We start from the raw sequence: 25,638 nt of genomic DNA on the forward strand, positions 1-25,638 counted from the left end.
GGGGTGGAGCGTGAGGACCGGGACCGGTCAGCTTCCGAGCGCGTCGGCGAGCGCGTCCACGACGCGCTGCTGCTGGTCGGGGGTGATCTGCGGGTAGAGCGGCAGCGACAGGATCCGTTCCGCCGCCTTCTCGGCGTTCGGGAAGTCGCCGCGGGAGTGGCCGAGATGGCGGTACGCCGGCGTGAGGTGGACCGGGGCGGGGTAGTGCACCCCCGCGCCGATGCCCTCCGCGTTGAGCTTGCCGCAGACGGCGTCGCGGTCCGCGCCGGTGACCTGGACGACGTAGAGGTGCCATACGTGGACGTTGCCGGGCGCCGTCGTCGGGAGCACGACTCGTCCGGCGGCCGCCAGGTCGGCGAGCAGCGCGTCGTAGCGGGCCGCGGCCGCCCGCCGGGCCGCGTTGCCGTCCGCCAGCCGTGCCAGCTTCGTCCGCAGGACGACGGCCTGCAGCCCGTCCAGACGGCTGTTGAACCCGGGCACGTCGTGACGGTACTTGGCGACGCCGCCGTGGTTGGCTGTCGCGCGCACCAGGCCGGCCAGTTCCTCGTCGTCGGTCAGCACCGCGCCCGCGTCGCCGTACGCGCCGAGGTTCTTGCCCGGGTAGAAACTGGTGGCCGCGATGGAGCCGCTGCCCGGCGACCGGCCGTCACGGGTCGCGCCCTGGCACTGGGCCGCGTCCTCGACGACCCCTACCCGATCGGGCAGTTGGCCCGACAGCTCCGTGACGCCGGCCATCTGCCCGTAGAGGTGGACGGGGACGACCGCGCGAGTGGCCGGGCCGACCGCGTCCAGCGCGGCCTGGGGATCGAGCAGGTAGGTGTCGGGCCGGCAGTCCGCAAGGACGGGTCGTGCGCCGGTCCTGGTCACCGCACCCGCGGTGGCGATGAAGGTGTTGGCGGGTATCACGACCTCGTCGCCGGGCCCCACCCCGCTTGCGCGGAGGGCGAGTTCGACGGCATCGGTGCCGTTGGCGACACCGACGCAGTGCCCGACGCCGCCGAAGTCCGCGTACTCCTGCTCGAATCGGCGGACCTCGTCGCCTCCGATGAAGGCGGTGCCGGCCAGGATCCGGTCGAATCCGGCCCGTACCTCGTCGGCGACCTCCTCGTGGGCCGCTTTGAGGTCCACGAGCGGAATCTGGTTCATGTCAGCGGTCCCCCCACTGTGCGCGTCGCACGTCCTGTTCGCGTCGAAAGTTCGTCGAGCGCGGGCGTGTCCGCCGCGCGCAGCCGCCGGGCCGGGCTCCCCGCCCAGACCTCGCCCGGCGGAACGTCGCCGAGCACGCTGCTCCCCATCCCGATCAGCGACCACGCGCCGACCGTCGTGCCCTCCCTGACCAGCGCCCCGGAGCCGACATAGGCGCCTCGTTCCAGCCGTACGCCCCCGCCCAGGCGGACGCCGGAGGCAAGTGTGGCGCAGTCCTCGACCACGTCGTCATGGGTGAGGACGACCTGCGGCATCACCGCGACATGCGCGCCCACCCGCACGGTGGCGGTCAGGACGCAGTGCGCGAGCAGGACCGAGCCCGGGCCGACCTCGGAGGTCGCCGACACCACCGCCGTCGGGTGGATCACGGTGGCGTAGCGGTCCGCGGGCAGGGCGAGCCTGCGGACCAGCCGGGCACGGGCCGCGTAGTCCCTGGGGTTGCCGACGCAGATCACCACCTGGGCGTCGGGCAGGTCGTGGACCAGCTCGCAGCCGCCGAGGACGGGGACGCCGTCCACCTCGGTGCCGCGCAGGGCCGGGTTGTCGTCGACGTGCCCGAGCAGCTTGAACTCGCCCGCGTCCCGTACGGCCTGTGCGGTCTCCCGGGCGAACCCGCCCGCGCCGACGATCAGCAGCCCGCTCATCTTCGGGCCTGTTCGCGCAGCGCTGTCACGACGCGGTCCTGCTGGGCCTCGGTCATCGTGTGGAACAGCGGCAGGATCAGCGAATCGCGGGTGATCCGCTCGGTGACCGGCAGCGGAGCGCAGGGGTGGCCCGCGTAGGCGGGTTCGAGGTGTGCGGCCATGATCCCGCGCCGGGCGGAGACGCCGGCCTCGGCGAGCGCGGCGAGCAGGTCGTCCCGGCCGACGGGGAAGTCCTCGTCCAGCAGTACCCAGTAGGACTGGAAGTTGCTCTGCCCGTGTGCGGGGTCGCGTACGGGGGTGAGGCCGGGGACGTCCTGCAGCAACGTGTCGTAGCGGGCCGCCAGTTCGCGTCGGCGGGCGATCATCGCGTCGAGCCTGCCGAGCTGGACCAGGCCGATCGCCGCCTGGACGTCCGTCATCCGGTAGTTGAACCCGACTTCCAGGTAGCTCTCCAGGACCGGCTTGTTGCTCGCGTGGCGCTCGGCCGCCGAGGCGTTCATCCCGTGCTCGCGCAGCCGGCGCAGGCGTGTCGCCCACTCGGGGTCGTCGGTGGTGATCATGCCGCCCTCGCCGGTGGTGACGAGCTTGCGGGGGTGGAAGGACCAGGCGGCGAGCAGCGCGCCGTGCCCGACGGGCTTGCCGCCGACGGTCGAGCCGATGGCGCAGGCCGCGTCCTCCAGCAGGGGCAGGTCCCAGTCGGCGCAGGCGGCGCGCAGGGCGTGCACGTCGGCCGGTACGCCGCCCTGGTGGACCGCGAGGACGGCCCTGGTGCGGGGGACGCGGACCGCGTCGACGGTGGCCGGGGTCAGGTTGCCGGTGGCCGGGTCGACGTCGGCGAACACCGGCTCGGCGCCCACGTACCGTACGGCGTTGGCGGTGGCGATGAACGACAGCGAGGGCACCACGACCTCGTCGCCGGGACCGAGGCCGAGGGCCACGAGGGACAGGTGCAGGGCGGTGGTGCAGGAGCTGACGGCGATGCCGTGCTCGGCGCCCACCCGCTCGGCGAAGGTCCGCTCGAAGGCGGCGACCCGGGGCCCTTGGGCGACCCAGCCGGACAGCACCGCCTCGGAGGCGGCCCGGGCCTCCTCCTCGCCGAGCCAGGGGATCATCACCGGGATGCGGTCGGTGCTCACTTGGCCGCCTCCCGCTCCGCGCGCCACCACTCCACCAGGTCCCGCAGCCCGGTACGCAGGTCGATCCGCGCCGTGAACCCGAGCCGCTCGGCGGCCTGCGAGGTGTCCGCGAGGCGCCGGGTCACCCCGTTCACCGCACGGGCGGGCCCGTGCACCGGCTCCAGGCCCTGTGCCCCCATCGCCTCCAGCAGGCCCTCGGCGAGCTCCTTCAGCGAAGTCTCCGTACCGCTGGCGACGTTGAAGACCTCATCGGTGAGATCCGACCCGGCGGCGAGCACATTGGCCCGGGCTATGTCACGGACGTCGACGAAGTCCATGGTCTGCGTGCCGTCGCCGAGGATCAGCGGGGGCTCGCCCGCCTCGATGCGCTCCATCCAGCGGATGAGCACCTCGGTGTAGAGGCCGTGGATGTCCATCCGGGGGCCGTAGACGTTGAAGTAGCGCAGCGCCACGTAGTCCAGTCCGTACATGGCGTGGAAGCTGCGCAGCATGCCCTCGTTGAAGGCCTTCGCCGCGCCGTAGAAGGTGTCGTTGTTGTACGGGTGGTGGCGCTCGGTCGTCGGGAAGGTCTCGGCCATGCCGTAGACGGACGCCGAGGAGGAGGCGATCACCTTGGCGACCCCGGCCTCGGCCGCCGCCTCCAGGACGTTGAAGGTGCCGTCGACCAGGACCTCGTTGGCCAGCCGGGGCTCCTCCGCACACTGGGTGATGCGGATCGCGGCCAGATGGAACACCAGGTCGGCGCCCTCGGTGACCTTCCGTACGGTGGCGGCGTCGCGGACGTCGCCCTCGACGATCTCCACGACGCCGCTGGGCAGGGCCTGGGCGAGGTTGGCCCGCCGCCCGCGCACGAGGTTGTCCAGTACGACGATCTCGCGGGCTCCGCCCTCGGCCAGGAGGTCGACGAGGTTGGAGCCGATGGTGCCCGCGCCCCCGGTGACCAGGATCTTCTTGCCGCGTACGCTGCTCAACTTCCTTGCCCTCTCAGGGAATCGGACTCTCTGAATCGGTTTCGCTCAACGTCCGGCGCGCAGGCCGACGACCGCGCCCTTGAATTCGAGACTCCGGGACGCCGCCTCGAGAATGTCCAGCACCCTGAGGCCCGCCCGGCCGTCGGTCAGCGGTGCCCGGCCCTGTCCGATGGCGTCGCCGAACTCGTCGACCATGCTGCGCAGCGCCTCCTTCTCGCCGATGGCGGGGGCGACCATGTCTCCGGAGCGGTACGAGACGAGCATGTCCCGGCGCTCGTCGTCGCCGATCTCCTGGGGCGAGGCCAGGTCCACGCCCCGGTCGTAAACGGCCACCCGCTGCAGGGGGTTGAGGTCGTCCCAGATCAGGGTGCGTTTGGCGCCGCCCACCATGGTGGTGCGTACCTTGGTCGGGGACAGCCAGTTGACGTGCACGTGGGCGATGGCGCCGGTGTTGAGGGTGAGCGTCAGGTAGGCCACGCAGGCCTGTCCGGCGCCGATCGGGTCGGCCCCGTGGGCGGCGACGGCGACCGGCTCGACGTTGTCGGGGAGGATGAAGTCCAGGATCGACAGGTCGTGCGGGGCGAGGTCCCACAGCACGTCGATGTCCTTCTGGACGAGCCCGAGGTTGATCCGGACCGAGTCCACGAAGTGGATCTCGCCGAGCTCGCCGGAGCGGACGAGTTCCCGGATGCGGCCCACGGCGGGGGTGTAGCAGTAGGTGTGGTCGCACATCAGGATGAGCCCGCGCTCCTCCGCCTCGGTCACCAGGCGCATCCCGTCGGCGTAGGTCGCCGCGAGCGGTTTCTCCACGAGGACGTGCTTGCCGGCGCGCAGGGCGGCCAGGGCGATGTCGAGGTGGGTCCCGGCGGGCGTGGCCACGGCGACCGCGTCCACGGAAGGGTCGGCGAGGACGGCCGCGTAGTCCGCGGTGGCCTCGACCGTCGAGTAGGCGCCGAGGACCCGCTGGGCCCGGTCCACGTCGAGGTCGCACAGCAGGCGCAGCCGGAACCGCTCGCTGGCCTGGAAGTTGCGGACGAGGTTGGGGCCCCAGTAGCCGGCCCCGACGACCGCGACCCCCAACGGCTCCGTGGTCTGCGTCACTTGGTTCCTCTCCCCTTGGTCCATCGGTAGGCGGTCCATCGGTAGGCGGTCCATCGGCAGGCGGTCCGTCCGGCGGTCCATCAGTAGGCCCCCGTTCCCCGCACCACCGCGGACCCGGTGCGCAGCAGGATCGACAGGTCGAGGCTCATCGACCAGTTGTCCACGTATCCGAGGTCGAGCCGGACCGCCTCCTCCCAGGGCAGGTCGGAGCGACCGCTGACCTGCCAGAGTCCGGTGAGGCCGGGTTTGACGAGCAGCCGGCGCTTGATGTCCGGCGTGTACTCCTCCACCTCTTCGGGCAGCGGCGGGCGGGGGCCGACGAGCGACATGTGGCCCTTGACGACGTTGAGCAGTTGTGGCAGTTCGTCGAGCGAGCTGCGGCGCAGAAACGAGCCGACCCGGGTGATCCGGGGGTCTTCCTTCACCTTGAACAGCAGGCCGTCGCTGTTCTGGTTGAGGTGCTCCAGTTCCGCCCGCAGAGCCTCCGAGTCCGGCCGCATGGTGCGGAACTTCAGCATGGTGAAGTGGTCGCCGTACCGGCCCACCCGCTGCTGCCTGAACAGGGCGGGCCCGGGGCTGTCCAGCCGGACGATCAGGGCGATCAGCAGCATGGGCAGCGCGAGGAGCAGCAGGAGCGCCGCCGCGAGCGTGCGGTCCAGCAGTTCCTTGGGCAGGCGGGAGGTCCGGGAGAGGTTCGGTGCCTGGATCCGCAGCAGCGGCACCCCGTTGGTGGGTCGTACCGCCAGCCGGGAGGCGGAGACGTCGGCCAGCACGGGGGCCAGCAGGAAGTCGACACCCTGCGCGGCCGCCGTCCAGGCCATCCGGCGCAGGACGGAGGCGTCGTTCCCGGGTACCGGCAGCGCCACCACGGTGCTCACGCCCAGGGCCCGGACGACGTCGTTCATGTCGCCGACGCCGCCGAGGACGGGCAGCCCCAACTTACGGATGTCCGTGGCGTTTTGGGGATCGCTCAGGCACACACCTGCGGCGTGCAGTTCCTCTACGCCGCCGCGCCGCAGCACCGCGACCAGCTCCGCGATGCCCCGTGAGGGCCCGACCAGCAGTGTCGTGTTCCGGTCCCGGCCCCGCGTCCACCGCCTGTGCAGCCGGCGGCGCAGCGTGCAGCGGACCGGCAGGGCGATCGCGGCGGCCGGCGCGGCGGCCAAGGTCATGTCATGAAGGAGGCCCGAATCTCGTGTGAACAGCCAGTACGCGAGGGCGGCCAGCGCCGGCAGGGCGACGGCTCCGCGCAGCACCCGGCGGTATTCCTCGGTGCCCAGGCCAAGGGCAGTGCGATCGTAGGAGCGATGGGCCAGCATCGCCAAGATCCACGTCGGGGGCAGCGCCAGGGCCACCGCCCAGCGGCCGTACGCCCCGTGGATCACTAAGGCCGCGGCAACGGCGGCGAGGCCGTCCGCGACCAGCAGGACTGTCCGGTACTTCCGTTCCCAGTGTCTTCGGCGAGCTTCTGGACGTCTGTGTTCCACAGCCAGTTGCTCATGCGTGACCTCAATGGTCATGTCCCCCCACCACATGCGCGGCTCTCCCTGGCCGAACGCAGCACGACCTGCGGTCGCATGGGCGCAGCCAGGGCTGGATCAGCACCGCATGTGTCTCCTCCACACAGCGGCACCGAAAAAGACGAGGATGCCTTCAGCGGTTCCCCAACCGCCTCGTGCATCCTGCATGTTGGTTACTGCCTGTTTCGCATCCGGTTCACGACGCCGCACCTTGACGCACCGTCAAGGGCAAGTACCCCTCCCAAACCGGTCCGGCGATCCTCAATCTAGACCACCGGACGCAGTCACGGGAACAGTTGGACGGAACACACAGCGCAATGGCGACTTCGAGGCCATACTGCCCGGGTGACGAGCATCGTGATCCCGGCCCACAACGAGGCACGCGTCATCGGCCGGCTCCTCGATTCGCTGCTGGCCGGCTCCTCCGAGGACGAGGAGGACGAGGAGGACGAGACCGACATCGTGGTCGTCTGCAACGGCTGCACGGACGACACCGCGCGGATCGCCGCCGCTCGCGGCCCGCGCGTCCGGGTGGTCGAGATCCCCGTCCCCTCCAAGCACGCCGCCCTGCGGGCGGGTGACGACCACGCGCGCGGCTTCCCGCGCCTCTATGTGGACGCCGACGTCGTGATCACGGGCGCCGACGTACGGGCGCTGACCGAGCCCCTGAACGACGACACCTCGGGCGTCCTCGCCACCGCCCCCGAACGGCAGATTCCGCTGGCCGCCTGCGCCTGGCGGGTGCGCGTCTACTACCAGGTGTGGCAGCGGCTCCCGGCCGTACGCGAGGGTCTGTTCGGCCGGGGCGTGATCGCGGTGTCCAAGGCCGGGCAGGCCCGGATCGCCGCGCTGCCGCCGCTCATGGCGGACGACCTGGCCGCGTCGCTGGCGTTCGCCCCTGAGGAGCGGCGCGTGGTCGACGCGGCCAGGGTCGTGATCCAACCGCCGCGCACCTGGCGGGACTTGATCAAACGGCGCATCAGGGCCGCGGTGTCCACCGCCCAGGTCGAACAGCATCACCGGCCGGAAGAAGCCTCGGCGCGCACGAGCACGGCGGATCTGAAGGCCCTGCTCCGCAGGGAGCCGAGGCTCTTCGCGGGTGTCGTCGTCTTCGTCGCGGCGGCGGTCACCGCGCGCCGGGGCGCCCGAAAGGCCATCACGGCACAGGACTTCGGCACCTGGCTGAGGGACGAGAGCAGCCGGCAGAACTGACCGCACCCCACCTGGAGCCCTGTCTTGTATCTCACCGACCGCTCCGCACCTGTCCAGGCGGGTACCGACCGGCGCCGAAGACGCGGCCCGGCGCCGAAGGTCGCCCCGGTCGTGCTCGCGCTGGGCGCGGTCAGCCTGATCACGGACGTCTCCTCGGAGATGGTCACCGCCGTCCTGCCGCTCTACCTCGTCACCACGCTCGGCTTCAGCCCGCTGGGATTCGGCACCCTCGACGGCGTGTACAACGGCGTCAGCGCGCTGGTCCAGCTCACCGGCGGTCACCTCGCCGACCGAGTGCGGGGCCACAAGCTGCTGGCCGGGCTCGGCTACGGGCTGTCCGCGCTGTGCAAGCCGCTGCTCCTGTTCGCCGGCAGCCTCGGCACGTTCGGCACGGTGCTGGCGCTGGACCGGACCGGCAAGGGCCTGCGCACCGCCCCGCGCGACGCGATGATCTCCCTGTCCACGCCGGCCGGGAACCAGGGCCGGGCCTTCGGTGTGCACCGGGCGATGGACACCACCGGCGCCATGCTCGGCCCGCTGGCGGCCTTCCTCATCCTGCGTGCGGCGGCGGACGGTTACGACGCCGTGTTCGGCGTGAGCGCGTGCGTCGCCGCGCTCGGTGTGGTGGTGCTGGTGTTGTTCGTACCCGGCGGGCAGCAGGGCACGGGCAGACGGCAGGGGCTGCAGGCGGAGGAAGCGGGCCTGACATACGAATCCGACGGGACCGGCGCTGCGGATGTGAGGGACGGCAGGCCGCCCGTCAATGTGCGGGAGGTGCTGGCGCTGCTGCGCCTGCCGCGGCTGCGGGCGCTCGCCGGCTGTGCCGCGCTGCTCGGCCTGACCACCGTCAGCGACGCCTTCGTGTATCTGCTCCTGCAGCGGCGGGCGGGGGTCGGCGAGGAGTGGTTCACGCTGCTGCCGCTGGGTACGGCCGTCGTGTTCCTGCTGCTGGCCGTGCCCGTCGGCGCGCTGGCCGACCGGGTCGGGCGACGCACCGTGTTCCTCGCCGGCCACGCGGGTCTGCTCTCGGCCTACGCCCTCCTGCTGTGGGCGCCGGACGCACCGCTCATCACCCCTGTCGTCCTCGCCCTGCACGGCACGTTCTACGCGGCCACCGACGGGGTGCTCCCGGCCGCCCTCGCGGGCCTCGTGCCCGAGCACCTGCGCGCCAGCGGCCTGGCCATCGTCGGCACCAGCCAGGCGCTGGCCCGGTTCTGCTGCTCGCTGGCCTTCGGCGCCGCCTGGACGGCGTGGGGAGACGGCCCGGCGCTGGCCGGCTCGTCGGTCGGCCTGTTGTGCTGCGCGGCCGTCGCGTGCGTGGTGCTGCGGCCGACCGGCGGCACCCGATGACCACTACAGCGACAAGGATCCGGATGACATCGCTGCGCCGCCGTCTGCTGATACTCCTCGCGGCGGTCCTGCTGCTCGCGGGCCTGGGCACCGCCGTGGTCCTGCACGCCGCCGCCCGCGCGGACCGGGCGAACCAGCCGCAGTCGGGCGGTCCGGCCGTCCGCGCGGGCAGGCTGACTCTCGACCAGAAGGGCCGCCTGGCCTTTCTCAACGCGGCCCCCGGCCCGCACCGCACCGCGATCGCCTCGGTACCGTCCACGGACCCCGAGGGCGGGCGAACCGCCTCGGGCCTGAAGTGCGCGCGCTTCTACGCGGCCGCCGGTACGGGCATCTGCCTGCAGTCCAACCCCGGAGTACTCAAGCAGAGCAACCGCGCCCTGCTCCTGGACGCCGGCCTCCGCGCCCGACGCACCTTCCCGCTAGCGGGCACCCCCAGCCGGGCCCGGGTGTCGCCGAGCGGCCGTTTCGTCGCCTGGACCGTCTTCGTCTCCGGCGAGTCCTATTCGTCCGCCTTCTTCTCCACCCGGACCTCGATCCTGGACACCCGGACCATGCGGCTGACTCCCAGCCTGGAGACGTTCTCCGTCGTCAAGGACGGCAAGCCCTACCACGCCTCGGACATCAACTTCTGGGGCGTCACCTTCGCCTCCGACGACGACACCTTCTACGCCACCCTCAACACCGCCAACAAGACCTACCTGGTGAGCGGTTCGATCTCCCGGCGCACGGTCACCACTCTGGTCGAGAACGTGGAGTGCCCGTCGCTGTCCCCCGACGGGACCCGCGTCGCCTTCAAGAAGCGGGTGCTGTCCCGTACGGACCTCTGGCACGAGTACGTCCTCGACCTGCGCACCCTGCGCGAGACGGCGCTGGCCGAACGTCACAGTGTCGACGACCAGGCCGCCTGGCTCGACGACCACACCGTCGCCTACGCGCTCCCCGCCAACGGCAAGGTCGGCAGCAGCGACCTGTGGAGCGTGCCCGCTGACGGCTCGGGAACCCCGCACCTGCTGATCGCCGGCGCCTCCTCCCCCGCGCCGCTGTAGAGCCGCTTCGATCACTGGAAGTAGACGAGAATGCGGCCGGTGTTGCCCGTGTCGACCTCGCGCCGGACGTACAGCTTCCTGATGTGCTTCTGGTCCAGGAACGCGATCACGCGAGCCCTGAGCCGCCCGGACCCCTTGCCCGGAATGATCTCCGCAACGGACTCGCCCGAATGGTTCGCCTTGAACAGGAACTGACGCAGCGCCAGTTCGATGTCGCGGTTGTTGCGGAAGATCGGGTGGAGATCGAGCGACAGCATTCGGAACCTCCCAGTGATGCGGCACGGCCGTCCGAGCACCGATCCATCATCGTCTCGCTTCCGCCTGCCCGCCCCCACCGGCACAACAATGTCGCAATGCGGAAATACAATGCCACCAAGTGGAAAACGTTGTAGGGGTGGGATTGAGTATGCGGCGCCATGTGGGAATCAAGTCGCTCGGCCTCGGCATGAGGTTCGTGATCCGCGTGCTGCGCGGCATCGCCCAGGTCATGTTTCTGGACAGTGCCTGGGCAGGCGCCGTCTTCGCCCTCGCGCTGTCCACGGCGGACTGGCGGTACGGCGTCTACGCACTGGGCGGTGCCGCCCTCGGAACCGGCGCCGCGCGCCTGCTGGGCGCTCCCCACGACCGGGTGCGTGCGGGGCTGGAGGGCTTCAACTCCTGCCTGACCGCACTCTGCTTCGCCGTGTTCCTCGGCGCAGGCCGTCCGGCCACGGTGGTGCTCGCGGCCGCGGGCTGTCTCGTGGTCACCGTCGTCACGGCGGCCCTGACGCGAGTGCTGCACATCTGGGATCTGCCGACCCTGACCATGCCCTACTGCCTCCTGGCGGGCGCGGTCACCCTCGCCGCGCCCGCCTTCCGGCGGATCTGGCCCCATGGCCGGAGCATCGCCGCACTGCCCGGCGCCGCCTCCGGACCCACCGTCCTGCGCTGGAACGAGGTGGGAAGAGCGTTCTTCCGCAACGTGTCCCAGGTCTTCTTCCTGGAGCAGTGGTACGCGGGAACCCTGCTGCTGGCCGGCCTCTTCCTGGCGAGCCGGGTCGCAGGGTGGGCGGCCTGCGCCGGCAGCGCGACGGGCATCCTGACGGCCTGGGCGCTCGGCACACCGGCCGTACGGATCGCCGACGGCACGATGGGCTACAACGCGGTCCTCGTCGCGGTGGCACTCTGCGGGGTGTTCCTGACCGCCACCCCAACGACGCTGCTGTACGCGCTGCTCGGCGCCGCGACCGCGACCGTCCTCACCCCGGCCGTCGCCGCTCTCCTCGCCCCGTCCGGCGGTCACCCGTTCACCTGGCCGTTCGTACTGACGACGCTCGGCTTCCTGACGGCCGCCCGCTCCTTCCCGCTCCTCACCACCGCGCCCAACTGCCGTGCCGCCGGCCGGCCCACCGAGCCCCTGCCCAGCGACCAGGCCGCCGCGGGCTGACGCAACGGCCCACGGGCGGGGGTGTGGCGCATTGGGGGCTCGGATGTCGTTCTGCACCGTGCATGCCGGCTGCTGCGGCGGGTACGACCCTTCCCGTACGGGGGCGTCGCGGAAGCGGCTGAAGAGCGAGGGGTGTCGGAAGTGATTCGAAAGCTGCAGGCGGTCGCGCTGGACTGCGCCGATCCGGTACGGCTCGCGGAGTTCTACGCGGATCTGCTCGGTGGGCGGGTGGTCGCGGATCCGGAGGATCCCGACTGGATCGAGGTGCACGGGTTCGAGGGGACGCCGCTGGCCTGTCAGCGGGTGGACGGCTACCGAGCGCCCCAATGGCCCGGTCAGGAGCGCCCGCAGCAGCTCCACCTGGACTTCGACGTGGACGACCTCGACGGCGAGGAGAAGCGGGCCCTCGCCCTCGGCGCGACCGTGCTGGAGCGGACGGACCAGCTCCGCCCGGAGGCCAACTGGCGGATCTACGCGGACCCGGCCGGCCATCCGTTCTGCCTCTGCCTCCACTGAGTCCACCGGGCCCATCGGGTGTGGCGGGTTTGCGCGAGGGGTTCGGACAATTTGGTCGGCCGCCGGCCTGCCCGGTCGGATAGGAAGCTTGCATGCTAAAGGGCAGCAAGGTCGGGCTCAGGGCCCGGCACGAGGGCGACATCCCGATCCTGCAGGCCGACACGTCGCCGTCTGGGCGGTCCCCTTCTGGAGGGCCTGATCCGGCCCACGCTCGAGGTCATCGTGCGGGACAGCCCGCAGCCTTGGCCGAGATCCGCCACCCCGACCTCCGCCCGGCGCCGTTCGACCTGTCGCAGGGAGCACCACTGGGGAGCGAACCATGACGTCCGCCCAATTCCTCGCCACCGTGCGGGAGCACGGAGAGTACACGGACCTCGACGAGGCGACCCGCGTCACCGAGGCCGTCCTCTGCACCCTCGGTGACCGGCTGCAGCCCACCGCAGCGGATCACCTCGCTGATCAACTCCCGCTGGATATCGGCGAATTCATCACCGGGGTGGGCAACACCGGACGGACCTGGGGCGTGCAGGAGTTCGTCCGCCAGGTGGCCCGGGCCGCCGCCGAGGACGAGGCGACCGCCCGGCGGGACGCGGAAGTGGTCCTCACCGCCGTGGGCAGCACCGTGTCGGGCGATGAGCTGCACAAGCTGCTCAGCCTGCTGCCGAGCGGATACGCCGCGCTGTTCGGCCACCCCGAACTGACCTGACCGGGTCAACCGAAGGAGGGATGCGGTTGGCGTCGGCGACCTGGCCGACCGGAACGTACCCTGCCAGGTGTCACACACCCGCGGGCCAGGTCTGCTCCTCCCGGCTCTCCGCGGTCAAGGGGTGCAGCGGTGTGAGCGCGTGGGTGCGGTCGAGATAGCAGAAGGCGTCGTAGCGCTGGGCCAGGACCGTCGGGACGTAGTTGCCGACGCGGTCGTACTGCGGCCGGTACACCACGCCGATCGCGCGGTGACCGTGCTCTTCGTGGTACCACTCGCCCCGCCCGGAGGAGGGCGGATGCTGGAGCTGCACATGCGGGAAGACGAACAGGACTCGCTCGCCGGGCAGCGCCCGGTGCAGCAGATCCTCCACACTGCCCCGGCGCGCGGGCGGCACCGCCATGATCCTCGGTGCATCACCCCACGCGTCCGCGGCGATCACGGTGCCGGAGTGGGAGCCGAACCCGACCAGCACCACACCCCTCCCCATGTGCCGCTCGCGCACCAGCTGGCCGACATTGAGTTCGCCGACATCGGCCATGTCCGTGGCACGCGCATCACCGATGTGGGTGTTGTGCTCCCACACCACCGCCTTGGCATCAGGGCCGTAGTGGTCCATCAGCCGGTCCAGTGTGTCGGCCATATGGCGGTCCCGGATGTTCCACGACTCGGGCCCGCTGTCGAGCATGACCCGGTAGTAGGCCTCGGCCCCGGCCAGCACCTCGGCGTTCTGCCGGGCGGCGAACTCCGCGAGCGAGCCGTCCGTGGCGGCCGCCTGCGCCGCCCGCCGCCGCAGCTCGGTGAGCAGGGACACCACCTGGGGCTCACAGCCCTCGGGCAGGTAGCGCGTGGCCAGCGCGTAGGACTGCGGATCCCGCGCATACGGCTCGAAGCAGCGGTACGCCTCCAGGGCGTCCTGCACCCGGTCGGGGTCGTGTTCGCGCAGGTGGGACAGCACCGCGTGCAGCGACTCCCACAGGCTGTAGACGTCCAGCCCGAAGAATCCGACGCGCCGCTCGGGCGGCAGGGCCTCGTTGTGCCGGCGCAGCCACCGGGTGAAGGCGGCCACGTCGGTGTTGCCCAACATCCACGACGGCCAGCGTCCGAAGCCCGCCAGCACCTCGCCCGGATCGTCGGGCGCGTCCGGCGCGGCGACCACGGAGCAGTGCAGGGCCTGGCAGTCCGGCCAGTCGCCCTCCACCGCGACGAAGGAGAACCCCTTCTCCTTGATCAGCCGCCGCGTCAGCACGTCCCGCAGCTGGTAGTAGTCGGCGGTGCCGTGGGACGCCTCGCCGAGCAGCACATAGCGGGCGTCGCCGATCCGCTCCAGCAGCGGGTCCAGCGACGCCGGATCAGTCAGCGGCAGGGCCTGGTTCCGGATGCGGTCCTGTTCGGTGTCGGGCACAGCGTGCTCCTCTTTCCACGGGCGTCGCACCGGGTTCCCGCACCGCCGCAGGCCAAACGGCGTGCGCGCTCTCCGCCCCCACACCGGGAGACGTGCGCGTGCGGGGAGCGTACGTGTATCCGCGCACGCTGCAGCAGGTGGCCGACCAGGTGGGGCTGACCCGGGATCGCGTGCGCCAGATGGAGAAGCAGTCACTCACCCGGCTGCGGGCACCCGAGACGGGCGAGCGCCTGCTGGACTGGGCGAGCTGACGCGACACCGCTCCGAGCTGCTCGCGCCGGGGCGCTGTTCAGCCGCGGGCACCGGGGTCCGGCGTCCCGCCGATCGTCGTGTTCCGCGTCCGGCGTGGTCGGGAACTGCGGTGACGGCCGGGGTGTGCCGCACCGCCCACCATGATCGCCAGGCCCGCGCAGAAGATGAGCGCCAGCGCGAGTCCCGAGCTGAACAGGGCGAGCCCGCTCATGGTGGCGACGTTGTGATCGAGGACGGACACCGTGTACTGGGGCCCGCCGGACAGGTTGCCCGCGATCGCGAGGGCCGTGAAGGCTGCCGTGCCCGCGAGAAGGAGCAGTCCGAGGAACCGCATGCAAGTCATCTCCTCGCACGGGGGTGTGTCAGTCAGCGGGTACCCCCGGGCTCTCCCGTCATCCCGTGCGGTTCGGCCGTATGCCCCGGCCCGCGCCGGGTACTCCGGTCACATGGCCGGTATCGAACTCAGCAGCGCAGCCTTCAGTGATCACAGCATGATCCCGCGCCACCACGCTCATGACGCGGACAACGTCTCTCCCCCGCTCACCTGGTCCGGAGTGCCGGACGACGCGGCGGAACTGGCCCTGCTGTGCGAAGACCCGGACGCTCCGTCCGGAACCTTCGTGCACTGGCTCGTCACCGGCATCGACCCCCACGCCGGGGGTCTGGACGCCGGCGAGACCCCACAGGGCGGCCAGGCGCATCGCAACGGCTTCGGGGAACAGGGCTGGGGCGGCCCGCAGCCCCCGGTCGGCGACGACGCCCACCGCTACTTCTTCCGGCTCTACGCCCTCCCCGCCCCGATCTCGCTCCCGGACCGCGCCACCGCCGACGAAGCCCACGCCGTCCTGGACCGGGAGCAGCTGGCCAGCGGCACCATCGTGGGGCTGTACCAACGCTGACCCCGGCGGCCGGCACGCCCGTCACTCGCCGACGCTCGGCCGCCCTCGGCGCCCCGTGCCCCGTGCCCCGTGCCCCGTGCCCCGTGCCCCGTGCCCCGTGCCCCGAGACGACATCGTCCGGCGTCCGGTGACATGAAGTCCCCGTGAGAACCCGACAGCCGTCCGCGGCCTGCCATCGGTGTTCCGCTAGCGGTGTTCGGGGTTCTCGTAGTCGCGGCGGCAGCCGGCGTCCCAGGCGGTGCGCTGGTTGCCGTAGGCGGGGATGCCGCCCAGGTCCTTCAGTGCCCGGGCCAGGTGCAGCAGGTTCCAGGTCATGAAGGTGGTGTTGCGGTTGGTGAAGTCGTTCTCGGGGCCGCCGGAGCCGGGGTCGAGGTAGGAGGGACCGGGGCCCGCCTCGCCGATCCATCCGGCGTCGGCCTGCGGGGGGATGGTGTATCCAAGGTGCTGGAGGCTGTAGAGGACGTTCATGGCGCAGTGCTTGACGCCGTCCTCGTTGCCGGTGATCAGGCAGCCGGCGACGCGGCCGTAATAGGCGTACTGACCGGAGCCGTTGAGCAGGCTGGAGCAGGCGTAGAGGCGCTCGATCACCTGCTTCATCACCGAGCTGTTGTCGCCCAGCCAGATGGGACCGGCCAGCACCAGGATGTCGGCCGCCATGACCTGCCGGTACAGATCCGGCCATGCGTCGGTCTCCCAGCCGTGCTCCCGCATGTCGGGCCACACGCCGGTGGCGATGTCGTGGTCCACCGCCCGTACGACGTCGACGTGCACGCCCTGTGCGTCCAGGATGGCGGTGCTCCGGTCGATCAGCCCCTGGGTGTTGCTCGTCTCCGGCGACCGCTTCAAGGTGCAGTTGATCACCAGGGCGCGCAGGTCGTCGTACCGGGCCGGCGGTGTGTCGGTGGTGGGCGACGAAGCGGTCACAGGTCCTCCAAGGCCCGGCGGTCGGACGGGGACGGCGGGGCGTCCGCATCCAGCGTGCGGACCGGCCAGGACGGGCGCCATCTCAACGCCTCCGAATGGTTCCGGCGGGTGTCCTCCGGATTTCCGGTGAGCAGAGGTGGCCGGGTTTTTACCTCCGCCCCGGCCGAAGCGTCCCAGCTAGCCGGAGACGGCCTTCGCCCAGCCCTGGTCGACCGTCTTCCTCGCCTTCTCCAGTTGCGCGTCCGTCGGGAACTGCGGCGTCCCCTCGACCGACGGCAGCCGCGCGGCGGCGGCCTTGTCGAGGGTGCCGTCCTGCCGCATGACGTCCATGAGCACCGGGCGAGCGTAGCCGAGCAGCCGGAGGTTCTGGCCCTCCGGGCTGAAGAGGTACTCCTGCCACAGACGGGCGGCCGCGGGGTGCGGGGCGTTCTTGTTGACCGCCAGCGCGAAGTACTGGGCGAAGCTGCCGTCGAAGGGGATCGCGACCTGCCAGTTGACGCCCTTGGCGCGGAGTTGGTCGGCGTAGTGGAGGTTGATGTAGTCCCAGTTGATGCTGACGGGGGTACGGCCGTCCTCGACCGTTGCCGTGGTGGAGTTGACGGGGTTGAAGTTGCCGATCTTCTGGAGCTCGGCGAAGAAGTCGAGGCCGGGCTGGATGTTGTCGAACGACCCGTTGTTCGCCAGCGCGGCCGCATAGACGCTGTCGAAGGCGGTGGCCGACCGGGGCGGGTCGCCTTCCAGCGCGACCATGCCCTTGTAGGCCGGCTTCAGCAGGTCGGCGAAGGTCTCCGGACAGGTCTTGACCCGGTTGGCGTCGCAGCCGATGGAGATGTAGCCGCCGTAGTTGTTGGACCAGCGGGCCTTGGAGTCCTTCTGGTTGTCGGGGATCGAGTCGTAAGCGGTGACCTTGTACGGCGCCAGCAGATTCTGCTTCGCCGCGCTCCGCGCAAACGTGTCGCCGACGTCGATCACGTCGGGCGCTGTCGGACTGCGCCCCTTCTTCCGCAGGGCGTCGATCTCGTCCTCGCTGTGGCCGTGCGGATGGTCGACCGTGACCTTGATCCCGTACTTCTTCTCGAAGCCGTCGATCAGGCCGCCGTAGTTGGCCCAGTCGCGCGGCAGCGCGATCGCCCTGAGTCTGCCCTCTCGTTTCGCCGCGGCGATCAGTGCGCGCATGCCGCCCATGTCCTCGGCGGAGGTGGCCACCGACGGCTTCTCGGGTCTGGCGGCCGGTGTGTGCTCACAGGCGCTCAGGCCCAGTGCCACGAGGACGGAGCAGCCGAAGACGACCGCCGCTCGGACACGGGGTGTGGTCACCTGTGCTCCTGGGGTAGGGAGGAGTTCCGGGAGCTGCCGAGGTCCGGGAGCCGACGTACTCCGGACCGCCGACACACGGCTCCGGCCGGCCGCCGCGGCTTCACCGGGTCCGAAGCGGCAGGCCTTGCGTCGTGTCTCCTGGCTTCCTTTGGTCTACTGCGTCGACGAAGTGGTCATCGAGGCCAGAGTACCCGGCCGCCTCCATGGCCGAATCCCGCACGGGAAGCCCGCGGACCGGCGTGTTGCACCGGTGGAACGCGGCCTCCGTACGCTCACAGCGCCGAGTCGTCCCACTGGTCGAGCAGGATGTCGCCGAGTCCTTCCGCCTCCGGCGTGACGCCGTCGTGGAGGGACTGTTCGGCCCAGATGACTTTGCCGGTGGGTGTGTAGCGGGTCCCCCAGCGTTCGGCGAACTGGGCGACCAGGAAGAGGCCGCGGCCGCCTTCGTCGGTGGCTTTCGCCCGGCGCAGCCGGGGCGAAGTGCTGCTCCCGTCCGCGACCTCGAAGATCAGGGTGCCTGCGGCTGGGCCGCTGACCGGCTCCGTGCGGAGCAGCCGGACGACGATGGGCTCGGCGCCGTATCGGACGGCGTTGGTGATCAGCTCGCTGAGGATGAGTTCGGCGGTGAAGACGACGTGTTCCAGGCCCCACTCCGTCAGCCGGCGGGCGCAGGCGGCGCGCACCGGGGCCACCGCCGCCGCTTCGCGGGGCACGTCCCACTCGGCGACCTGCGCCGGCCCGAGTCGGCACGTGCGGGCCACCAGGAGGGCGATGTCGTCCCGGGGCCGGTCGGACAGCATGGCCTCCATCACCGCCGCGCACGTGGCCTCCGGCGTCCGCTCGGGCCCCGACAGAGCCTCGCGCAGGGCCTGAAGACCGGCGTCCAGGTCGCGGGTGCGGTCCTCGATCAGTCCGTCGGTGAAGAGCACCAGCCGGGAACCCTCGGGCACGGTGAGTTCGGCGGTCTCGACGGGCAGGCCGGCGCCGAGCCCCAGGGGTGGGGAGACGGGCAGCTGGAGGAGGTCGACGCTCCCGTCGGGCCGGACCACCGCCGGTCCCGGATGGCCGGCGGTGGCCAGGTCCAGCCGCCCGGAGGTGGGGTCGTAGACGGCGTACTGGCAGGTCGCCCCGGTGATCATCGCCTGCCCGTCCTCCGCGGCGGCGATCTCCTCGGCGTCGATCTGGGCCACCAGCTCGTCCAGCCGGACCAGCAGCTCCTCCACGGGCAGGTCCAGGCCGGCGAAATTGTGCACGGCGGTGCGCAGCCGGCCCATGGTCGCCGCGGCATGCAGCCCATGGCCGACGACATCGCCCACGACCAGCGCCACCCGGGCGCCGGACAGCGGGATGACGTCGAACCAGTCCCCGCCCACCCCGGCCTGGGCCGGCAGGTAGCGGTAGGCCACGTCGAGGGCGGACTGTTCGGGCAGCCCGCGTGGCAGCAGGCTGTGCTGCAGGGTGACGGCCATGGCGTGTTCGCGGGTGTAGCGGCGGGCGTTGTCGATGCACAGAGCCGCCCGGGCGGCCAGCTCCTCGGCGAAGGACACGTCGTCGTCCTCGAACGGCGGGGAAACCTCGGCGCGCCAGTAGTCCACCACCCCCAGCACGACGCCGCGGGCCCGCAGGGGAACCACGAGCATCGAGTGGATGCCGTGCTCGAGGATCCGCCGGGCACGTTCCGGGTGCTGGGCCAGCCACGCCTCGGAGGTGCTCAGGTCCGCGACCAGGACCGGTCGGCCCTCGGCCATCGCCAGGGAGGCGGGGTGGCCCGGGACGAAACGGATGAGCTCGCCGACGGGGTGGAGGAGATGGCCCGCATCCATACCGGCGACAGCGCTGCGGCGCAGCTCGGTGATGCGGGCGGTCGCACCGGAGGGCTCCTCGCCGCGCAGGACCGGGTCCAGCAGTTCGACGGTGACGATGTCGGCGAACCGGGGCACCGCCACCTCGGCCAGTTCCTGGGCCGTCCCCTTCACGTCGAGCGTGGTGCCGATCCGCAGCCCGGCGTCGTAGAGCGACCTCAGTCGTTCGCGCGCCACCTCCGCCCGCCCGGAGAGAGCCAGCAGCTCCGTGGTGTCCCGGAGCGTCACCACGCTGCCGGCCGAGCCGTGCGGTGCGGTGAGCCGCTTGCTGACCGCGAGCAGCCGGTCACCCGCCCGGTACACCTTGTCGGTGACGGGGCGGTCGGAGACCAGCAGCCCGGCGAGGTCCTCCTCCAGCCCCAGATCGTTGACGTGCCTGCGCTCCGCGTTCGTCGGCAGGTCCAGCAGCCGCCGTGCCTCGTCGTTGGCCAGCAACAGCCGGCCGTGACCGCCGACGATCAGCACGCCTTCCCGTACGGCGTGCAGAACCGCGTCGTGGTGCTCGTACATCCGGGTCATCTCCACCGGCCCCAGGCCATGGGTCTGCCGCCGCAGCCGGCGGCTCACCAGGGCCGAGCCGCCCGCGGCGACGGCAAGGGCCATGACGGCGCCACCGAAGAGGACGGGCAGCTGCCGGTTCACCATGTGCTGCACCTGCTCGACCCTGACGGGCACGGAGACGATCGCGATGACCGAGCCGTCAGGCTTTTTGACGGGGACCGCCGAGATCACGGAGAGCCCCAGGGACCCGTGGAAGGTTGACGTGAACGGCTTGCCGTTCGCCGCCTGCGCGTACGGCCCGATGACGCGTTTCCCGATCTGGTGCGGGTCGCTGTGGGTGAGCGTGATGCCGTTCAGCCCGTACACGATGATGGCGTCGACACCCGCGGCCTTGCGGGCCGCCTGGGCGTGCGGCTGCAGCACGGCTGACGGGTGGGTGCTCTGCAGCGCCGCCACGACCCCCGGGGAGTTGGCGAAGGCCTGCGCGGTGGCGAGCGTCCGGGTCCGCGCGTCCGCCATGTTGTCGCGTCGAGCCTGCACCACGAGGGCCAGCAGGGTGGCGGCGACCAGGAGCACCACGACCGCCAGCTGCAGAAGGAAGACCTGGCCGGCGAGGCTGTGCACGCTCAGCAGCGACCGCCACGCCTCTCCCCTGCGACGGTGCCGGTCCGGCTCGTGAGCGCTCCTGGAAGCGTCAGGCACACCGCGCCCGGATTGACCCGAAACTTCACCCATGTCACCTTTCTATCGCCTCTGGGCGCACAATAACGAGGCGACTTCACGGCGAGGGCCGTCAGGCGCCGGCGAGCGGCGGGGCCGTCGTGCCTCTCACTTCGAGGACCGGGGTGGCGAGGTCGACCTCGCTCGGGCGGTCCGGCTCGTCGATCCGGTCGAGCAGCCGCTGCGCGGCACGTCGGCCCACGTCGTGGCCGGCGTTGTCCACGGTGGTCAGCCACAGATGGCGCAGCCGGGAGAGGTAGGTGTTGTCGTAGCCGACCAGGGAGAGGTCCCGCGGTACCTGGAGGCCGGTCTCCTCGGCGGCGGAGAGCGCGCCGACGCAGGTCATGTCGTTCACCGCGAAGACGGCGGTCGGGCGCCGCGGGCGGCTCAGGAGCCGGACGGTCGCCCGGTAGCCGCCCTCCTCGGTCAGGTCGCCCTGTTCCACGACCGCCGTGTCGGCGAGGCCGTGCTCGCGCATGGTGGCCTCGAAGCTGCGCCGGCGCAGCTCGCCGACCGCGCCCTGTCCGGCGATGTGGGCGATGTGCCGGTGGCCGAGGCCGATGAGGTGCTCGGTGGCCAGGCGGGCTCCGTGCTCGTCGTCGTTGGCGACGATGTCCACGCCGGGCAGCACCGGTTCGCGGGTGCCGGCGACGACCGTGGGGACCAGACGGGCGGCGGTGCGCAGGGCCTGGGGGTCCTGGAGCGTGCCGACGGCGATCAGGCCGTCGACGCGGAGTTCGGTGAAGGTCCGGGTGAGGTCCTCGCCGAGGCGCCGGTTGAGGTGGCCGTCGGCCAGCAGCATCTGCAGGCCGTTGTCGTACAGCCGTGCCTGGAGACCGCCGAGCAACTCCACGAACCAGGGGTTGCGCATGTCGTTGAGCAGCACCCCCACCGTGCGGGTACGCCGCTCGCTCAGGCTGCGCGCGGCCGCGTTGGGCCGGTAACCGAGCGCTTCGACCGCCGCGAGGACGGCCTCGCGCTTCTCCGGCCGGACACCCTCCGAGCCGCGCAGCACGAGCGAGACGAGGGATTTGGACACGCCGGCCCGTTCGGCGACGTCACGGATGGTCGGAGAGCTCACGGCATGGACCGTTCCATAGCCTGTCGGCTCCTGTAAAGCCCCTTGACACCCGGCTTCATTGGGACTCATGGTGAGCGTCCAACCTCTGGAACGGTCCAAAGAAGGGCGCTCATGGTGAATACGCTCGGCGTCGGCGTCGTGGGATTCGGCTGGATGGGACGCGTGCACACCCAGGCGTACGCCCGCCTGCCGCACCACTTCCCCCAGCTGTCCGTGCGGCCGGAACTGCTCGTCGTCGCGGACGAGGTGCCCGGCCGGGCGGAGGAGGCCGCGGAGCGGTTCGGGTTCGCCGCCGCGACCCGGGACTGGCGGGAGGTGGCCGCCGATCCGCGGATCCAGGCGGTCAGCATCACCGCCCCGAACTTCCTGCACCGCGAGATCGGCGTGGCGATGGCCGAGGCCGGCAAGCACATCTGGATCGAGAAGCCGGTCGGGCTCACGGCGGACGACGCCCGGGCGGTCGCCGACGCGGCCGCCAAGGCAGGCGTCCAGGGCACCGTCGGCTTCAACTACCGCAACGCACCCGCCGTCGAGGCCGCCCGCGACCTGATCGCCTCCGGCGAGATCGGCACGGTCACCCACGCCCGCATCCGCCTCTTCAGTGACTACGCCGCCCACCCGGACGGCGCCCTGACCTGGCGTTACGAGCGGGCACGCGGCGGCAGCGGGGTCCTGGGCGACCTGGCCTCGCACGGCACCGACCTGGCCCGCTTCCTGCTCGGCGACATCGCCGCGCTGACCGCCGACACCGCGATCTTCCTGCCCGAACGCGCCCGGCCGACCGGCGCCACCGCCGGCCACGCCCGCGCCACCGGCGGCGAGCCCGGGCCGGTGGAGAACGAGGACTACGTCAACTGCCTGCTGCGGTTCGCCTCCGGCGCCCGCGGCGTCCTGGAGGCCTGCCGCGTCTCGGTCGGCGAGCAGAACAACTACGGCTTCGAGGTGCACGGCACCAAGGGCGCCGTCTCCTGGGACTTCCGCCGCATGGGCGAACTCGCCGTCAGCCGCGGCACGACCTACCAGGACCAGCCGGTCAGCACGGTGCACGTCGGCCCGGGCGCCGGCGAATACGCCGCGTTCCAGCCGGGCGCGGCCAACGCGATGGGCTACGACGACCTGAAGGTCATCGAGGCCTACCGCTTCCTGCGCTCCATCGCCGAGGGAACCGCGGTCGGCAGCACTCTCAGCGATGCCGTGGCCAGTGCGGCGGCGCTGGATGCGATGGCGCGCTCGGCCGAGCGGGGCACGTGGGTGACTCTGGGGTGAGCACCGTACGCATCGGTGTCATCGGCACGGGCAACATGGGCGCCGACCACGTGCCCTGGCTGCCGGGCTCCCCCGTCACCGAGGTGAGCCGGCACGCACCCCGCACCACCTCGGCGGTGACCGGCCTGCGCGGTCCGCTGCTGATCGGCACCGCCGACGGCCACCAGGCCATCGTCCACACCACACTCCCCGGCGACACCCCCACCACCGCCACCGTCGCCGGCACCCGCGCCACCCTGAGCCCGCCCGGCCCCTTCTACCAGCCCGGAGACCTCCTTCACCGTGCCGCGCCCGTGCCCCCCTGGCGTCCGGCCCCTCGGGGTGCGCTATAGATACCCCATGGTGTGGTTGCTGGTGACAGCAGGAGTCCTCGTGGCATCGCTCGTCACCATGGCGCGCGAAATGCGACGGAACGTGACGCTCCGGCAGATTCGGCCGACGGCGCTCGAGCTGCAGGCCGAGGTGATCGGCAACAACGCCACGCAGAGCGGGAATCGGGGCGCGTACTTCCTCACGCCGGTCGTCCGCTACTACGTCGACGGCAAACGCTACGAGACCGAGGTCGCCAACGCGTCCTCCGGCCGCGCCGCCGACGTCGGCTCCTCGATGACCGTCCTCGTCTCCCCGGACCATCCCTACAGTCCGATGGACCCCTATGGCGGCCTGGGCGCCACACTCCGCGGCGCCATCGTCACCGCCGTACTGAGCACGCTGCTCCTCGTCTGGCAGATCGCCCTGCGCTAGCGCGGTTCCACCCGATCGGGCGGTACGGGAGACGGTGGAGGCGCCGGGGCGGCGCCCTAGGATCCTTGCCCGTGGCAGAGGTCCCCGATGAGCTGATCAAGCTGGAACGAACCGCCGAGGAGGAGCGCGCGAAGCTCGCGGGCCTCACCGGTGACGAGTACGACGCTCAGCTGCACCGCTGGCGCGAGGCGTCCGACACCGTACAGGCGGCGATCACCGCGCACGCCGCGGTCACCGGGTCCAGCCCGCACGAGGTTGAGCAGGCCGTACAGAAAGCCGTGCGGTGCAGCCAAGAGGACCCGGCCGTCGAGTAGCGGTTCCCGGGCGGTGTCGAGCAGACAACGCGGGCTCGGTCAGCGATGCTGGACAAGGGTGGCACCCCTCCATGCGACAAGGAGCACGGCATGCCCACAGATCCGGTCGGACGATTCCTGGCGGCCCTTGACCCCGATCACCGGGACACGGTCGGCGCCAAACCGCGCCAGGAGCAGGAACGGCTCGCGGCGGCCTGGGAACGGGAACTGGAATCCGACGACGAGCTCGACACCCTCGACGAGCTGTCCCCGCCCGCCGCGGAGGCCGAGGCCGCCCGCCGCGTCCTGGACCGCGGAACCGGCTAGCAACCTCCTGCCCCGTGTCGCCCGGCCATCGTTTCACCGCGGTGGCGACGGCGGAGACGGTGAGGTTGATGCCGTGGCGCCGGCCGCTGTGGGAGCATGCTTCGATGCGCGAGCTGACGGTGCTGGGTACGTGTGGCGCCTGGCCGGAGGCCGGGCGGGCGGCGAGCGGTTTCCTGCTCGAGGCCGACGGGTTCCGCCTGGTCCTTGATCTCGGCTACGCGACGCTGCCGCGGCTGCTGGCGCGGTGCGCGGTGAACGAACTCGACGCCGTGGTGATCACGCATGAACACCCCGATCACTGCGCGGATCTGAGCGCGCTCTGCCGGGCGTTGCTCCTGGGTGGGCAGCACGACGGGCGCGTGCCGCTGTACTGCCCGCCGGGAGTGCTCGGTCGGGTGCAGGCGATGGAGCCGACCGAGGAACTGCGCGAGGTCTTCGACCCGCATCAGCTGCCGGGCTGCTACGAGGTCGGTCCCTTCCGGCTGGACGGGCGGCTCCTTCCGCATCATGTGCCGCACGCGGGCGTGCGCCTGACGGCTCCCGGGCTGACCGTGGCCTACAGCGGTGATGCCGGTTCCGACCACACGCTCGGCGAACTGGCGGCCGGGGCGGATCTGCTGATCGCCGGCGCGACACTGCTGGGTCCGGCTGCCGACCCGTACCTGCTCAGCGCGGCCCAGGCCGGCCAGTGGGCGGCCCGCGCGGCAGCGGGGCGCCTGCTGCTCACACACTTCTGGCCCGGCGCCGACCGCGAGCGGTCCCTCGCGGAGGCGGGTGCCGCGTACGCCGGCGAGACCCTGGCCGCAGACGAGGAGATGGTCCTCGCTCTCTGAGGAGTTGTGCGCCTCACGGGCTCTTTGAGCTCACGGCTGCGGGCGTGGCGGCCTCGGCGCGAGGGTGCACTCCACGTCCATGGACTTTCAGGCACAGATCAGGCATAGAACCGGGACAGGCTCTGGAGGACCGCGGCGGGCTTGGTGCCGTCCGCCGCCTCGATCGTGCCGTCGACGGTGATCTGGACGCCGCCGGGCACGTCCTCGACCGAGGTGAGCCGGGCGGCGAGCCGGATGCGGGATCCGGCCTTCACCGGCGCGGGGAAACGCACCTTGTTCAGGCCGTAGTTGACCTTGGTGGTCACGCCCTGCACGTCCAGCAGTTCGGAGAAGAGGGGAATGAAGAGGGACAGGGTGAGGCAGCCGTGCGCGATCGGCGCGCC

Annotated in this window: 26 protein-coding genes and 2 pseudogenes; 14 read left to right on the top strand and 14 right to left on the bottom strand. The window is 71.6% G+C overall.

Annotation, left to right across the window (positions count from 1 at the left end; all coding sequences use genetic code 11):
• Positions 1-27: 27 nt before the first annotated feature.
• From ACWGJ5_RS34180 to ACWGJ5_RS34205, 6 genes are all read right to left on the bottom strand, one after another.
• Positions 28-1,146, bottom strand: coding sequence for a DegT/DnrJ/EryC1/StrS family aminotransferase (locus tag ACWGJ5_RS34180; RefSeq protein ID WP_453313514.1), 1,119 nt, complete (start codon positions 1,144-1,146; stop codon positions 28-30).
• Entirely contained in the window at positions 1,143-1,850 is a 708-nt protein-coding gene (locus ACWGJ5_RS34185) for an acetyltransferase (RefSeq protein ID WP_453313515.1), read from the bottom strand. Before ACWGJ5_RS34185 ends, ACWGJ5_RS34180 begins: the two co-directional genes overlap by 4 nt.
• Complete coding sequence (locus tag ACWGJ5_RS34190; RefSeq protein WP_453313516.1) at positions 1,847-2,986, bottom strand: DegT/DnrJ/EryC1/StrS family aminotransferase; 1,140 nt, start codon at positions 2,984-2,986, stop codon at positions 1,847-1,849. Before ACWGJ5_RS34190 ends, ACWGJ5_RS34185 begins: the two co-directional genes overlap by 4 nt.
• Positions 2,983-3,957, bottom strand: coding sequence for an SDR family NAD(P)-dependent oxidoreductase (locus ACWGJ5_RS34195; protein WP_453313517.1), 975 nt, complete (start codon positions 3,955-3,957; stop codon positions 2,983-2,985). The genes ACWGJ5_RS34190 and ACWGJ5_RS34195 overlap by 4 nt, the downstream gene beginning before the upstream one ends.
• 45 nt (positions 3,958-4,002) lie before the next feature.
• Positions 4,003-5,058 carry a Gfo/Idh/MocA family protein gene (locus ACWGJ5_RS34200; protein WP_453313518.1) on the bottom strand — a complete coding sequence of 352 codons (1,056 nt, stop codon included), beginning with the start codon at positions 5,056-5,058 and terminating at the stop codon, positions 4,003-4,005.
• A gap of 80 nt (positions 5,059-5,138) precedes the next feature.
• Positions 5,139-6,578, bottom strand: coding sequence for an exopolysaccharide biosynthesis polyprenyl glycosylphosphotransferase (locus ACWGJ5_RS34205; protein WP_453313519.1), 1,440 nt, complete (start codon positions 6,576-6,578; stop codon positions 5,139-5,141).
• 345 nt (positions 6,579-6,923) lie between these two features.
• On the opposite strand from ACWGJ5_RS34205, the gene ACWGJ5_RS34210 reads away from it, so the two are divergent.
• The 3 genes from ACWGJ5_RS34210 to ACWGJ5_RS34220 are packed head-to-tail and all read left to right on the top strand — an operon-like array spanning position 6,924 to position 10,186.
• Positions 6,924-7,790, top strand: coding sequence for a glycosyltransferase (locus tag ACWGJ5_RS34210; protein ID WP_453313520.1), 867 nt, complete (start codon positions 6,924-6,926; stop codon positions 7,788-7,790).
• A gap of 24 nt (positions 7,791-7,814) precedes the next feature.
• Positions 7,815-9,140 carry an MFS transporter gene (locus ACWGJ5_RS34215; RefSeq protein WP_453313521.1) on the top strand — a complete coding sequence of 442 codons (1,326 nt, stop codon included), beginning with the start codon at positions 7,815-7,817 and terminating at the stop codon, positions 9,138-9,140.
• A 23-nt stretch (positions 9,141-9,163) separates the two neighbouring features.
• Complete coding sequence (locus ACWGJ5_RS34220) at positions 9,164-10,186, top strand: TolB family protein (protein ID WP_453313522.1); 1,023 nt, start codon at positions 9,164-9,166, stop codon at positions 10,184-10,186.
• 11 nt (positions 10,187-10,197) lie between these two features.
• Here ACWGJ5_RS34220 and ACWGJ5_RS34225 read toward each other — a convergent pair whose 3' ends face one another.
• Positions 10,198-10,443, bottom strand: coding sequence for a Smr/MutS family protein (locus tag ACWGJ5_RS34225; protein WP_453313523.1), 246 nt, complete (start codon positions 10,441-10,443; stop codon positions 10,198-10,200).
• A gap of 161 nt (positions 10,444-10,604) precedes the next feature.
• Between ACWGJ5_RS34225 and ACWGJ5_RS34230 the strand changes: the two genes are divergently transcribed.
• The 3 genes from ACWGJ5_RS34230 (at position 10,605) to ACWGJ5_RS34240 (ending at position 12,834) form a co-directional block, all read left to right on the top strand.
• Complete coding sequence (locus tag ACWGJ5_RS34230) at positions 10,605-11,612, top strand: urea transporter (protein WP_453313524.1); 1,008 nt, start codon at positions 10,605-10,607, stop codon at positions 11,610-11,612.
• 141 nt (positions 11,613-11,753) lie between these two features.
• Positions 11,754-12,128 (top strand): VOC family protein, encoded by a 375-nt coding sequence (locus ACWGJ5_RS34235; protein WP_453313525.1) that lies wholly within the window; start codon positions 11,754-11,756, stop codon positions 12,126-12,128.
• Positions 12,129-12,447: 319 nt separating this feature from the next.
• On the top strand, positions 12,448-12,834 hold the full coding sequence (locus ACWGJ5_RS34240) for a DUF2267 domain-containing protein (RefSeq protein ID WP_453313526.1): 387 nt from the start codon (positions 12,448-12,450) through the stop codon (positions 12,832-12,834).
• A 70-nt stretch (positions 12,835-12,904) separates the two neighbouring features.
• Here the strand turns inward: ACWGJ5_RS34240 and ACWGJ5_RS34245 are convergent, their stop codons facing one another.
• The gene (locus ACWGJ5_RS34245; protein WP_453313527.1) at positions 12,905-14,236 is read right to left on the bottom strand and encodes an erythromycin esterase family protein; all 1,332 of its coding nucleotides are present in this window, start codon (positions 14,234-14,236) and stop codon (positions 12,905-12,907) included.
• Positions 14,237-14,355: 119 nt separating this feature from the next.
• Between ACWGJ5_RS34245 and ACWGJ5_RS34250 the strand changes: the two are divergent.
• Positions 14,356-14,487: pseudogene (locus ACWGJ5_RS34250) on the top strand (sigma factor-like helix-turn-helix DNA-binding protein); the annotation flags it as partial.
• Positions 14,488-14,525: 38 nt separating this feature from the next.
• On the opposite strand, the gene ACWGJ5_RS34255 reads toward ACWGJ5_RS34250, so the two are convergent.
• A complete protein-coding gene (locus tag ACWGJ5_RS34255) occupies positions 14,526-14,822 on the bottom strand; it encodes a hypothetical protein (protein ID WP_453313528.1) in 297 nt (98 codons plus the stop codon).
• A 112-nt stretch (positions 14,823-14,934) separates the two neighbouring features.
• Between ACWGJ5_RS34255 and ACWGJ5_RS34260 the strand changes: the two genes are divergently transcribed.
• The gene (locus tag ACWGJ5_RS34260; RefSeq protein ID WP_453313529.1) at positions 14,935-15,387 is read left to right on the top strand and encodes a YbhB/YbcL family Raf kinase inhibitor-like protein; all 453 of its coding nucleotides are present in this window, start codon (positions 14,935-14,937) and stop codon (positions 15,385-15,387) included.
• A gap of 186 nt (positions 15,388-15,573) precedes the next feature.
• Here ACWGJ5_RS34260 and ACWGJ5_RS34265 read toward each other — a convergent pair whose 3' ends face one another.
• The 4 genes from ACWGJ5_RS34265 to ACWGJ5_RS34280 all read right to left on the bottom strand — a co-directional run bounded on the left by ACWGJ5_RS34265 (position 15,574) and on the right by ACWGJ5_RS34280 (position 21,792).
• Positions 15,574-16,311: a flavodoxin family protein gene (locus ACWGJ5_RS34265; protein WP_453313530.1), complete on the bottom strand. Its 738-nt coding sequence runs from the start codon at positions 16,309-16,311 to the stop codon at positions 15,574-15,576.
• A 177-nt stretch (positions 16,312-16,488) separates the two neighbouring features.
• The gene (locus tag ACWGJ5_RS34270; protein ID WP_453313531.1) at positions 16,489-17,628 is read right to left on the bottom strand and encodes an ABC transporter substrate-binding protein; all 1,140 of its coding nucleotides are present in this window, start codon (positions 17,626-17,628) and stop codon (positions 16,489-16,491) included.
• Between the two features lie 272 nt (positions 17,629-17,900).
• On the bottom strand, positions 17,901-20,726 hold the full coding sequence (locus tag ACWGJ5_RS34275) for a SpoIIE family protein phosphatase (RefSeq protein ID WP_453313532.1): 2,826 nt from the start codon (positions 20,724-20,726) through the stop codon (positions 17,901-17,903).
• 58 nt (positions 20,727-20,784) lie between these two features.
• Positions 20,785-21,792 (bottom strand): LacI family DNA-binding transcriptional regulator, encoded by a 1,008-nt coding sequence (locus ACWGJ5_RS34280; RefSeq protein WP_453313533.1) that lies wholly within the window; start codon positions 21,790-21,792, stop codon positions 20,785-20,787.
• Between the two features lie 111 nt (positions 21,793-21,903).
• Between ACWGJ5_RS34280 and ACWGJ5_RS34285 the strand changes: the two genes are divergently transcribed.
• From ACWGJ5_RS34285 to ACWGJ5_RS34310, 6 genes are all read left to right on the top strand, one after another.
• Entirely contained in the window at positions 21,904-23,058 is a 1,155-nt protein-coding gene (locus tag ACWGJ5_RS34285) for a Gfo/Idh/MocA family protein (protein WP_453313534.1), read from the top strand.
• Positions 23,055-23,390 carry a hypothetical protein gene (locus ACWGJ5_RS34290; RefSeq protein WP_453313535.1) on the top strand — a complete coding sequence of 112 codons (336 nt, stop codon included), beginning with the start codon at positions 23,055-23,057 and terminating at the stop codon, positions 23,388-23,390. Before ACWGJ5_RS34285 ends, ACWGJ5_RS34290 begins: the two co-directional genes overlap by 4 nt.
• A 40-nt stretch (positions 23,391-23,430) precedes the next feature.
• A complete protein-coding gene (locus ACWGJ5_RS34295; protein WP_453313536.1) occupies positions 23,431-23,802 on the top strand; it encodes a DUF3592 domain-containing protein in 372 nt (123 codons plus the stop codon).
• A gap of 71 nt (positions 23,803-23,873) precedes the next feature.
• Positions 23,874-24,116 carry a hypothetical protein gene (locus ACWGJ5_RS34300; RefSeq protein WP_453313537.1) on the top strand — a complete coding sequence of 81 codons (243 nt, stop codon included), beginning with the start codon at positions 23,874-23,876 and terminating at the stop codon, positions 24,114-24,116.
• A gap of 90 nt (positions 24,117-24,206) precedes the next feature.
• Entirely contained in the window at positions 24,207-24,422 is a 216-nt protein-coding gene (locus tag ACWGJ5_RS34305; protein ID WP_453313538.1) for a hypothetical protein, read from the top strand.
• Between the two features lie 104 nt (positions 24,423-24,526).
• Positions 24,527-25,255, top strand: a complete 729-nt coding sequence (locus ACWGJ5_RS34310) for an MBL fold metallo-hydrolase (RefSeq protein ID WP_453313539.1) — start codon at positions 24,527-24,529, stop codon at positions 25,253-25,255.
• A 98-nt stretch (positions 25,256-25,353) separates the two neighbouring features.
• Here the strand turns inward: ACWGJ5_RS34310 and ACWGJ5_RS34315 are convergent.
• Positions 25,354-25,638, bottom strand: a pseudogene (locus tag ACWGJ5_RS34315) (MaoC/PaaZ C-terminal domain-containing protein); the annotation flags it as partial.

The sequence above is a fragment of the Streptomyces sp. NPDC054783 genome (assembly GCF_053611725.1).

Excerpts from the sequence above, each read along its gene's own strand:
- ACWGJ5_RS34310 (WP_453313539.1), top strand. The coding sequence starts at position 24,527 with ATGCGCGAGCTGACGGTGCTGGGTACGTGTGGCGCCTGGCCGGAGGCC.
- ACWGJ5_RS34185 (WP_453313515.1), bottom strand. The coding sequence starts at position 1,850 with ATGAGCGGGCTGCTGATCGTCGGCGCGGGCGGGTTCGCCCGGGAGACC.
- ACWGJ5_RS34225 (WP_453313523.1), bottom strand. The coding sequence starts at position 10,443 with ATGCTGTCGCTCGATCTCCACCCGATCTTCCGCAACAACCGCGACATC.
- ACWGJ5_RS34255 (WP_453313528.1), bottom strand. The coding sequence starts at position 14,822 with ATGCGGTTCCTCGGACTGCTCCTTCTCGCGGGCACGGCAGCCTTCACG.
- ACWGJ5_RS34260 (WP_453313529.1), top strand. The coding sequence starts at position 14,935 with ATGGCCGGTATCGAACTCAGCAGCGCAGCCTTCAGTGATCACAGCATG.
- ACWGJ5_RS34275 (WP_453313532.1), bottom strand. The coding sequence starts at position 20,726 with ATGGGTGAAGTTTCGGGTCAATCCGGGCGCGGTGTGCCTGACGCTTCC.
- ACWGJ5_RS34220 (WP_453313522.1), top strand. The coding sequence starts at position 9,164 with ATGACATCGCTGCGCCGCCGTCTGCTGATACTCCTCGCGGCGGTCCTG.
- ACWGJ5_RS34240 (WP_453313526.1), top strand. The coding sequence starts at position 12,448 with ATGACGTCCGCCCAATTCCTCGCCACCGTGCGGGAGCACGGAGAGTAC.
- ACWGJ5_RS34180 (WP_453313514.1), bottom strand. The coding sequence starts at position 1,146 with ATGAACCAGATTCCGCTCGTGGACCTCAAAGCGGCCCACGAGGAGGTC.
- ACWGJ5_RS34305 (WP_453313538.1), top strand. The coding sequence starts at position 24,207 with ATGCCCACAGATCCGGTCGGACGATTCCTGGCGGCCCTTGACCCCGAT.
- ACWGJ5_RS34285 (WP_453313534.1), top strand. The coding sequence starts at position 21,904 with ATGGTGAATACGCTCGGCGTCGGCGTCGTGGGATTCGGCTGGATGGGA.
- ACWGJ5_RS34205 (WP_453313519.1), bottom strand. The coding sequence starts at position 6,578 with ATGACCATTGAGGTCACGCATGAGCAACTGGCTGTGGAACACAGACGT.